Origin of the sequence: Paenibacillus sp. p3-SID867, assembly GCF_025142895.1 — a bacterium.
In the GTDB taxonomy this organism is placed as follows: domain Bacteria; phylum Bacillota; class Bacilli; order Paenibacillales; family Paenibacillaceae; genus Paenibacillus_AQ.
In genome coordinates this window covers 199,348-209,943 of record NZ_JAMBDM010000001.1, presented here as the reverse complement: position 1 = coordinate 209,943, position 10,596 = coordinate 199,348, and the positions used below count along the sequence as shown (strand labels likewise).

Annotated in this window: 9 protein-coding genes; 6 read left to right on the top strand and 3 right to left on the bottom strand. The window is 52.5% G+C overall.

Going from position 1 to position 10,596, the window contains the following annotated elements; genetic code table 11:
* Positions 1 to 22: 22 nt before the first annotated feature.
* From M4D81_RS01040 to M4D81_RS01015, 6 genes are all read left to right on the top strand, one after another.
* Positions 23 to 487 (top strand): GAF domain-containing protein, encoded by a 465-nt coding sequence (locus tag M4D81_RS01040; protein ID WP_260064125.1) that lies wholly within the window; start codon positions 23 to 25, stop codon positions 485 to 487.
* Complete coding sequence (locus M4D81_RS01035) at positions 484 to 1,566, top strand: sensor histidine kinase (RefSeq protein ID WP_260064124.1); 1,083 nt, start codon at positions 484 to 486, stop codon at positions 1,564 to 1,566. The genes M4D81_RS01040 and M4D81_RS01035 overlap by 4 nt, the downstream gene beginning before the upstream one ends.
* Complete coding sequence (locus tag M4D81_RS01030; protein WP_260064123.1) at positions 1,563 to 2,210, top strand: response regulator transcription factor; 648 nt, start codon at positions 1,563 to 1,565, stop codon at positions 2,208 to 2,210. Before M4D81_RS01035 ends, M4D81_RS01030 begins: the two co-directional genes overlap by 4 nt.
* Before the next feature lie 166 nt (positions 2,211 to 2,376).
* Entirely contained in the window at positions 2,377 to 3,891 is a 1,515-nt protein-coding gene (locus tag M4D81_RS01025) for a nitrate/nitrite transporter (RefSeq protein ID WP_071223961.1), read from the top strand.
* Positions 3,892 to 3,942: 51 nt separating this feature from the next.
* Positions 3,943 to 4,668, top strand: a complete 726-nt coding sequence (locus tag M4D81_RS01020; RefSeq protein WP_260064121.1) for a YwiC-like family protein — start codon at positions 3,943 to 3,945, stop codon at positions 4,666 to 4,668.
* A 78-nt stretch (positions 4,669 to 4,746) separates the two neighbouring features.
* Positions 4,747 to 4,983, top strand: a complete 237-nt coding sequence (locus tag M4D81_RS01015) for a DUF6953 family protein (protein ID WP_041621962.1) — start codon at positions 4,747 to 4,749, stop codon at positions 4,981 to 4,983.
* Positions 4,984 to 5,094: 111 nt separating this feature from the next.
* Here M4D81_RS01015 and M4D81_RS01010 read toward each other — a convergent pair whose 3' ends face one another.
* Genes M4D81_RS01010 through M4D81_RS01000 form a run of 3 tightly spaced genes read right to left on the bottom strand, consistent with a single transcriptional unit; the run spans position 5,095 to position 10,488 of the window.
* Positions 5,095 to 7,584, bottom strand: a complete 2,490-nt coding sequence (locus tag M4D81_RS01010) for a glycoside hydrolase family 38 N-terminal domain-containing protein (protein WP_260064120.1) — start codon at positions 7,582 to 7,584, stop codon at positions 5,095 to 5,097.
* Positions 7,585 to 7,597: 13 nt separating this feature from the next.
* Entirely contained in the window at positions 7,598 to 8,611 is a 1,014-nt protein-coding gene (locus M4D81_RS01005; protein WP_260064118.1) for an ROK family protein, read from the bottom strand.
* Positions 8,608 to 10,488, bottom strand: a complete 1,881-nt coding sequence (locus M4D81_RS01000; protein ID WP_260064117.1) for a class I mannose-6-phosphate isomerase — start codon at positions 10,486 to 10,488, stop codon at positions 8,608 to 8,610. The genes M4D81_RS01005 and M4D81_RS01000 overlap by 4 nt, the downstream gene beginning before the upstream one ends.
* Positions 10,489 to 10,596 lie beyond the last annotated feature (108 nt).

Genomic DNA, 10,596 nt, shown 5'->3' with positions numbered 1-10,596 from the left:
CTACGTCAGAGGAGTAATGGAAATGAAGAATCAGCCGATCTTTAATTACCAAAGTGAAATGGATAAGCTTCGAACCCGGTTTCAATTCGATTTCGTGTCCATGGCGTTGGTGCAGCCGGCTGAAGACCGATTTGTATTAACCTGGCAGTATGCCTCGGGAAATATAAACGAGAGGTACAAGCGTATCGTTTTACATTCCGGCAAAGGCATCGCGGGTATGGTATTTAAGACCGGAAAACCGATGCTGATTCAAAACGTGAATGCCGATATTGAATCGAGGGACTTGTATAATTATCCGATAATCGTTGCAGAGCAGTTGAAAAGCCTTGGCGCAGTACCGCTGTGGGAAGGCTCTCGCGTCAAGGGGGTTTTGCTTGTGGGATATCGCAAGGAAAACGTGCTGGATCCAAGGTCCTTTGAGTCGTTTCAGGAAGGAATGGGAACGGAATTTGGTGCTTTTTATGCCAAGGAGGTATCACAGCCTTGATTCAGATGACGGATGAGCATTTAAGCGAATTGCTTAGAAGCATGTATCAGAATAGCATGGAGGCCATTTTTTTTATCGACGAAAAGGGCAGCGTGGTGGCTATGAATCCGGCTGCGGAGAACATCCTTGACATTGATGTGATTGAGAGGATGCAGTCCGGTGCGGATGGTTCCTTCTGCCAGACCTGCAAAGGCTATACCGATGAACAGGATCTGATAACCTGCTCCACATGCTATTTAGATTATCCGCATGGGGAGTTTTCATCGTTCCAGGTCTATCTTAAGACGCGCGGCGAAGGCATCGTTCCCTATGCGGCCAGTTACCATATCATCGATGAAGCCCGCGGCATCCGGGTGATGATGCTCCTTGACCTGACGAAGCAGCAGAAAACACAGGAAATGCTGCAGCGGACGAATATGCTGAAATATGTCATCAAGGCACAGGAGGACGAGCGTAAGCGGATATCCCGCGAGCTCCATGATAGCGTGGCTCAAGAGCTGCTCAGCTCGCTGGTCGACCTGCGTGTCGTTAAATATATGGATGTAGGCGAGGATGTGCTCAAGAAGCTGCATCAGACCGAGGTGTCTTTAACCCGGCTTTTGGATGACATCCGGCATTTATCCGTTGAACTCAGACCTGCTTCATTGGATGATTTGGGGCTTGAGGCTGCATTCCGCTCCCATTTTAAATGGATCGGGAAGAATTACGGAGTGCTTGTTGAGTTCTCTGCGGAGTTAGCGGCAGCCCGCTACGGCAGCGAGATTGAAACGGTTGTGTACCGGGTATGTCAGGAAGCGGTGCTGAATGCCATGAAATATTCAGGAACGGACGAGGTGCATGTACGATTATGCGAAGTGAACGGCTACCTTCAGCTAACCGTTCGTGACCGTGGAGTTGGGTTTAATATGGTCATTGATGAAGCCAAGGGAACCGGATTGGGGCTGTACGGGATGAGGGAACGCGCGGAGCTCGTCGGGGGTCAGTTTATTTTGCTGTCCGCTCCCGGTGAGGGTACGACGGTTCAGCTCAACATTCCGCTTACGAATGGTGACGACAAGCCGGAGGTGATGGTTACGTGAAAATTGTGATTGCGGATGATCATGTCGTGGTCCGCAGCGGATTTTCCATGATTCTGAATTACCAGGAAGACATGGAGGTTGTCGCGACGGCGGCAGACGGTATGGAGGCTTACACCATGGTGGCGAAGCATCGGCCGAATGTGCTGTTGATGGATTTAAGCATGCCCCCCGGCGAAAGCGGACTGATTGCGACCGGCAAGATCAGCAGCGAATTTCCGGAAACGAAAATTCTGATTCTAACCATGTATGATGATGACGATTACCTGTTTCATGTTTTAAAAAACGGGGCTTCAGGTTATGTGCTCAAAAATGCGCCGGATGATGAATTGATCTCCGCCATCCGCATGGTGCATAAGGGAGGGACCTATATTCATCCCCAGATGGCGACTTCCCTGGTTCGGGAGTTTATTAAGAAAGATAGTGAGAGCGCGGAGCAGGATCCGTTTAACAGCCTGTCCAAAAGGGAGATTGAGATCCTGCCTCTAATCGCCAAGGGTTATGGCAATAAGGAGATTGCGGAAAAACTGTTCGTATCGGTCAAGACGGTGGAGGCGCACAAGGCCAAAATTATGGAAAAGCTGAATTTGAAAAGCCGTCCGGAGTTAGTGGAATATGCGCTGAAGAAAAAATTGCTGGATTTTTAGTCTTACCTATACAACAGGGCGCAATAAAGGGTCATTGCTTAAAGGAATAGGGAAGTTCCCCGGAGAGATTCAGGGAACTTCCCTATTAGCATTGTGAATAGGTGCACGTACAATAGGAGCTGGGGATCAATATGCCATTCATTACGCTTTAGAAAAGGTGATGGAAATGATCAAAAAGGTGCAGCTTCCGCTGCAAACAATGAATCTGGTGCTTGGCTTTATGGTATGGGTCATCATCTCCGCGCTCTTGCCGTTTATTCGCGAGGATATCTCCATTACGGCCGACCGCCTCGCTATTCTGACGGCTATTCCGGTGGTGCTGGGTTCGGTCCTCCGGATTCCGCTCGGCTATTACGCCAATGTGGTGGGAGCACGAATTGTTTTTATCGCCAGCTTTATCCTGCTGTTGTTTCCGGTTTATTTTATCAGCTCGGCTACCTCCTTTACGCATTTGGTAATCGGCGGCTTGTTCCTTGGGATCGGGGGGGCCGTATTCTCGGTCGGCGTGACCTCGCTGCCTAAATATTATGCGAAAGAGAAGCTCGGACTCGTAAATGGGATATACGGGATGGGCAACATCGGCACCGCCATTACCACGTTCGCTGCACCGGTCATCGCGACTCAGATCGGATGGTCCAAAACCGTCCAGCTGTATTTGGTTCTGCTGCTGATCTTTGCCGTGCTAAATGTAATCTTAGGCGACCGTAAAGAAATCAAAGTGAAAACACCGATCATGGAACAGATCAAGGGTGTATATAAAAATGAAAAATTGTGGTTTTTCTCTCTTTTTTATTTTATTACATTCGGTTCGTTCGTAGCCTTTACGGTGTACTTGCCGAACTTTCTGGTTACCCATTTCGAGCTTGCGAAGGTGGATGCCGGGATGCGGACGGCAGGGTTCATCTTGGTAGCAACTATATTACGTCCTGTAGGTGGCTGGCTTGCAGATAAGTTTAAACCGCTGTTCTTATTAATGGGCGTGTTCATAGGGCTCACGGCTGCGGCCATCCTGTTGGCATTCTCTCCGTCCATTGGCTTGTATACGGCCGGCTGCTTAACCATTGCCGTGGGTGCCGGGCTTGGAAACGGGGTTATTTTCAAACTCGTGCCCCTGTACTTCAACAAGCAGGCCGGCATTGTGAACGGTATCGTATCCATGATGGGCGGTCTTGGCGGATTCTTCCCGCCGCTGATGCTTTCTTTCATCCATTCGGCTACGGGGCAATATTCCATTGGGTTCATGGCTTTATCGCAGGTAGCGCTGGCCAGTTTCGTTATTGTGGTATGGATGTACTATCAGGACAAACTCTCCGTACAATCCGAGGTGTTTAACTCCACCGGCCAGGGGATATTGGTTACGGATCGGAGCGGAAAGATCAATGCCGTCAATCCGGCATTTACGAAGTTAACGGGATATTCAGAGGAGGAAGTACTTGGCAAGAATCCGAGCGTATTGAAATCCGGAAGACAAACACCGGCGTTTTATCAGGCGATGTGGTCTGAAATCATGGAACATGGAAGCTGGCAGGGGGAGATTTGGAACCGCAGGAAGAACGGAGAAGAGTACTTGGAACTGCTAACGATTAACGCGGTAAAGGACGAATCGGGTGACATCGTTCAGTATGTGGGCACCTTCAGCGATATTACTTATCATCCGCCTGGCCGTTGTTCGAATGGCTGAAGATATGGATCGTACCGGGTATGAGTCTATGGATTGGAGAGGGAGAGACACATGAAAAAGACGAGATTTGTCATACCCCGGGAGCATGGTGGCTGGGCTATGGTCAGCGTACCCTATATCATAGGAATGGCGGCCGCCAAGCCGGTGCTTCTGCACCTTCCGTTATTTTTGGCGTGGTTAGGTTTATATATGGCATCCTATCCGTTTCTGCAATCCTTAAAGAAAACATCCCAACGTAAAACATGGTTATCCTGGGGGATCGTTTATGCCCTTATCGCTATTGCGTTTCTCATTCCGGTGCTTGTCTTCAAACCGATGATGCTCAGGTTTGCACCTGTGCTGCTAATCCTGATCATGGTGAATGTTTGGCATGTCCTTCAGAAATCGGAGCGTGCGCTGTTAAATGATATTTGCGCGATTCTGCTGTTCTGTACCGGAGGCGCCGCTGCTTATATGCTGGGAGGCGGTGGTTTCGATCCGATCCTTGCCGCCGTCATTGGGTATAATTTCCTTTATTTTACGGGGACCGTGTTCTTTGTCAAATCGGTCTTCCGTGAACGCAAAAACAGACGCTGGACCGTATATGCAAAATTGTATCATGCTGTGATGTTGGTTCTGCCGATCATCTTCGGGAATCCATGGATGTGTCTGCCATTCCTATTTCCGTTCATTAAGACGTTACTGTATTCCGGAAAAATAATGAAACCGATGAAGGTCGGAATCATTGAGATTGTAGGTTCCGTCCAGTTTTTATTGCTGTCCATCATTTTGATGTAGTCTGCCGTTTTCATAAAAATCGATTCCATCGTCCATTCTGTTATAATAAGTGAAGGTATACAGAAGGGAACGATGTGAATGACATATACAGCGCAGCAGGTGGCCGAATGGATGGTGGAGGAAATCCGGTTTACGGGCAATTTGTATCAGACGGAGGCCATCCGCTATGTACGCGAGAACTTCGGGGAAGAATTTGTTTTCGTGAACGAAAACGGAAACGCCTCGCTGTCCAAAGACGTGAAGAAGGCATTCCGCAAACTGCATGGCGGACGGATTGCTTGGGATCGCGACGGATTCATGTGGGCGTGGACGTAGTTTTGTTGAGCAAAAAAATAATAAGGACAGAGAGACCGGCTTAAGCGCCATCCTCCCTTTCATAATGAGAACAGCTGCCTTGAAACCAGGGCAGCTGTTTTTCATCATGAATTATTTAATTCGGTGTACCGTGAATTGTCCGGTTGAAGCGTGCAGGGTCTTCGCAGCCTGCTCCGGGTCCAGCTGGCGATGCCGCTCTACCGCATAACGGAACTCATAGAAGCCGCCAAGCGTCGCTTTGAAGTTGGTTTCCCAGTAGTTGGTCAATATCCAGGCATACGTGGAAGGACGGCTGTCCGCCGGCTGCATGGTGTGGAGCTGACGAGGCGCGTGCTCCAGCGTTCCCAGCTGTACAAGCGGCGTGTCCGTCATGGACAGGGCCAGCGCTTCCCGGTCTATAGCCGAGTGCCAGAATATTCCCTCTTGCACGCTGGTGTAATCCAGGCAGCTTCCGGGAATTTGATCCTTCCAAGGGCGGAAATGACAACCGGCTTTTTCCACGTATAACTCGGCTTCAGTGCCCATGGAGAACGGCAAAGCCACATAGACATTTTCCGGCAGCCAGACGCTGTCCTTGTGGAAGCGGACGGACACCTCGACCCGGGGCTGGTTGGCAAACATCTTGATGTGGAGGGCATAGTAGCTGAGTCCCTTCACGTCGAACACCAGCTCGACCAGGGCAAATAGCGGTCCATTGTCCAGCACGGTGACCCGGGTCAAGCGACCGGTATCCCGCTGGACGTTCGTGCCCTTCCGGTTGCGTCCCATGCGGCGGCGAGTGGAGCATATTTCAGACGGATTATGCTCATCCTGTGCCGGCGTTACCTCGTAGATGGGGGTGAAAGGCGCGTGCTCGCGTGCGCCATCCAGGAGGTCTGCTGAGCGTGTCTTATCGATCCAGGCCGTAATGCCTTCGTTCATCTCCCATTCGATCCGGAAGGATTCGGATTCGATCGAACGCTTGCCCACCACAATCGGATAAGGAGTTATGGGCTGTGACTGGATGTCGGCGATTCCTTCGCACGCAATCGGTTCGGTGTTGCGCGCAGTCACCATGTTCCCGGAAGCGGAGAGTGCATCCGGTGTTTCGTGCGGATGGATGTACAAGATCCGGGACTCATCCGGTTCAAGCGAGAGCTGCGTAACAAGCGCCCCCGTGTGTGCCAATTGGTACGGCAGCGCCTGCCCGGTCGTTTCGTCGATGAGCTCGAACTTTTTCTTCAGGATCACGTGTTCCCAGCCATCCACCGGAATGGCGACATGCAGCGTCGCCGCGGCCGGTTCCGTATTGATCACCTCGTAGCGCAGGGGACGATGGGGAGCGAGTAGCGCGCCCTGACGAGCTACGAGCGCTTTATCCAGCGCCCGGTAAGCCAGCTTGCTGGCTTCCGCCGCATAGGCCTGCTTCCGTACCTCCAGCATTTGCACCTGCGGATGCCATGGCTCATATACGGAGGAATGATAGCCCCATGTATGCTCTGCATACATGGTCAGCGCCTGTGACGTTTCCTCGACCTCGGCCAGGCTTGCCGCACCATGGACCGGATCTAGCCGCTTGACTTTGCGAAGCGTGCGCTGGGCATCCCGGTAAATCTGGGTATGCATTGCTGTTGAAGCGACCCCATCCGTCCACCAGTCCGGCCAATCCCCCCGGTGTACCGGAAGCGCAGACAGGTCCTCCTGTTTCAATGCCGCAAAAAATTCGGACAGCGTAGCCATCTTAATGGTGATTTGGTCGCCGTATTGTTCATTCCATTTCGTGATCCACTCCGCGATATCCGCATTCGGGGATGCATTGTCCGTGCCCAGGCCGGAGACCATGACCGGAACGAAGGAATACGGATAGGACTCCTGCTCAAGATTCCATAAATACCGGTTAATCCGTAAAGCAGCGATCTCGTTATGATGTTGTTCAGGCTCCATCAGGTTATGCTGAAGCTCGTCCTTGATGATATATTTGCCCAGTGCATCAGGGCAGAACCCGAGCTCGTTGCCAAACATATAATGTTCGCCGTTCCAGACAAGCAGCCTGCCGCCATTCGGACTTTCCCACCAGAACGGGGTTTGTTTGCGTCCCAGCGGATACATGCCGTGATGCGTATGGATGCAGGAAAACAGATGCTCGATGTTATTTTGCAGCAGGCTTTCGGCATACCCCCAGCTGTATCCGTTAATGTCGGCGGTCATGGCGCTGTCGATCCGATGTCCGAAGGACTCCGCGAACCTTTGCGCCTTGCCGTGATTCCGCAGAAGGAGGTCGAAATCCGGGAGCTCGGTCATATTGAGATAGGTTCCGGACAGTTCGATATCGCCACGTTTTACGGCTTGTTGAAAAGCTTCTTTTTCCGCTGGAGTCGCTGCTTCGAGAAATCTCTCTACGGCCCAGAAGGTCTCGCAAGTCCAGCGGAACGATTCCCATTCCGGGCGCTCCCCGCGTTGTGCGGCTTCCGTGATGTCTAGTGCCTGGCGGATAAAATCAACATGATACTGCTCGATTCTCTCTTGGCGTTCCGTGTAGCCGATATCCGTGTGGGAATGATGGATGACATAGATCGTCCAGGGACGGGCGGGTCGATGACCGCCTTGGGTGGATAGGTTCATTATTAGTGACCTCCTATAGATTAAAATGGGGAGCGGATTCATGATGATCCGTATCCTCGAATAGCTTCTCAATGCCGTTAAACACAGCCGCCGTTCCGTCTGCGAGAGCGTGAACAGGAACGGCGTGCCTGCCCAAAGCCAGCTGGATATCCTTTTCCCATAAGGGCAAGCTGCCCGAGATTTGCCCGCCCAGCACTAGGCGGCTCGGTTTGAACTCGGATAAATAAGGCAGGAGCATCTCTCCGAGCTTGCTGCCATATTCGCGGAATACATCCTGAGCTTGCGCGTTACCGCTCTTGGCAGCTTCAGCGAGGTCGGCTACGTCGATCCCGTCAGCCAGGAGTCCCCGCTCCGAAGCTATGTTCAGAATGCCCCTTTTCCCGAAATAGCTGTCCACGATATGATCCCGGTAAGGCTCCGCAAACAGCATTCCGCTGCTTGGGATAGCATGCCTGCCGGCTACGATTTGACCATTCTCCACAAAGGCAGAGCCGAGGCCCGTACCGAGCGTAAGGCATAGGAGACGTCCCGATGGGAACCGGGTGGAGGCCCCAAGGCCGAACATGAAGGCATCATTGCCGAACCGGATATCGGCGGCGGTCAGACGGTTCATCGTGACACCCGGGAAGGATGACTTGAGTCTCTGAAATTCGAAACGGAGCAGATCCCGAACCGACAGCTTGAACAGAGCGTCATATTTGCCTAGGCCTTGAAGAAGCGCAATGCCTTTTGCATAATCGAAGGGCCCCGGAAAAGCAAAGCCGATCCGGATTGAATCATGGTAATCCAACGGCCGGAAGGCCGAAGCGTGATAGTTGATCAGATCATGACAGGCTTGGGCGAAGCTGGCAATCGTATCCGCCGCGGCTCCGTGCGATTCCGAAGGCCGGGTTATGAACGAGCCGGGGATTGGCAGCCCGTTCACGATGAGCGCTCCCTTCAAAGCGGTGCCGCCGGCATCAAGCGCGATGGTGATGGGGGCAGGGGAGGGCACGCTTTCTGGATCGGCGCTATCCTTGCGGTTCATGCAAATTCCCCGCTTTCTGTTGGCCGGGAAGGCGGAAGCAGTGGAATATCCCAATCGGGATTGACCCTGGCTGCAATCAATGCGCATGGGGACCCGGACAGATTCTCCAGTCGGTATTCGCCTACACATGCCGGAACAATGTAAGATTCCGCATAACCCCATTCAACGGCCGCACCCTCGTCCGCTGCCGGTACGAGGCGGACGCGTTCGCCTTCCACGAGATTGTACATGACGAATTCTCCTTGGGTGTCCGCTTTCCACGTTTCCTGCAGATTCAGCCTGCTGACCTGGAACAGAAGATCTTCCCGTTGACCCAGCAGCTCCTCCGAGCTGCCCCCTTGACGGCTTACGACGGTTGGCCGGGCAATAAGCCCGCTTTCTACCGCAGGCGTATTCATGGCGTCATTAATATTGTGGCGCGCATGCTCAGGGTTCATCGGGCGCGGTTTGCCATCGGCGTCCAGCCGCAGATAATCGTAGATCTTGAACGTGAACCACCAGGTGGTCGAGGAAATTTCCAGTACCAGATTATCCCTGCCGGAGCAGTGGACCGTGCCCGGTGGAATGAGGTAGAGATCCCCTGTTTGCGAGTTGTACTCGTTAACGTAGTCGGAGAGCTCAAGCGGCTCTTCCCGAAGCTGGGCGTCTTCCACTGCTGCAAGCAGCCGTTCGCCGCTTATTCCTTCCTTCAGCCCGAGATACACCTTGGCTTCCGGGGCATTGTGCATGATGTAGTACGATTCTTGCTGCGTCATATGCTCATTGAACTGCGACTCTGCATATTCCTGCAGCGGATGCACCTGAAGCGACAGTTCGCCGCCCTGCATCGTATCCAGATAATCAAACCGGATCGGGAAGTAGTCGCCGAATAGCCGGACATTACGCGTTCCCATAATCTCTTGAGACGCTGCCTCCATGAGCAATGTGAACGGAACCTCGAAGGTGATATCCTGCACGCGCAGCAGAAGCGTGTTCTCGGGAGCGATAGGCTCAAAGCTCCAGGCGCAGTTGGGCCATTCGCCGGGAAGACCGCATAATTCCTTAAGATATTGACCGCCCCATATTCCCGGGGCAAAAAAAGGCTTGACCCGAAACGGCTGCCGACTTGCTTTGTGCAGTACGTTTGCCAAGGCGGGAGCCGGCAGCCACACCGGCTCTTCCGGACGATTTAAGTCCATGTAATACGCTTGGTTGTCGGAGTGTTGGGCATGGGTATAATGGGCTAACCAGTCGCGACGGTAGGTCTCCCAGACGGGCCATTCGAGAAATAAACAATTCTTGTAAGTCTCAACCTTGTCGAAGGACCTGCCCAAGCCGAAGCTGCCCATATGCCGGGCATGGCGCCGCTGCTGGTTCTCGCGGGAGTAATCGGCGTAGAAACGAAGGTCTGGGGTCCGGCCTTGAAGCAGCGAAGCGCCGGGTCCGTGCAGGACGTATATGCCGCGCATCGCGTCAAATTCAAGCGCTTTTTTATTCAAGGCTGGCCGTGCATCCTGTTGAAAGTATTGAATGGGGCGGACATCGGTTGCTTTATATCCGAATGCCCGGTTATCCGTAAGATATGGAGCCATTTCAGCCCGGAGCTCGGCTTCGGGTTTGACGTAATCGAACGTGGAATCGCATGCGAAGGTGATGCCTTCTTGCTCACAGGCTTGCTGAAGCTTGGCCAGCAGTTTATCGAAATCGGCGCCGTGTGTTCCGTCAAGCGTAATGAAGATACTGCGTTTTTCCTGTGCTTCATGCTGGGAATTTTTTTGTTTATAGGTCGACAGGATATACGAGCACCAAGCGTCGATCCCATTCTTCATAAATTGGGGTTCGCTGCCAAAGTCCAAGTGGTTGATCGGGTGTGATTGAAAGGTCGTTGCAGGTTTCATGGATAAATGGATCCTCCCTTCCGGAATGTCGGTTACGACTTCATTGTAGGAGGAAGGGGAGGATCCGTCTTTATAAAAAGAGGAAGTGTTTTTGTACGATCAGGACAT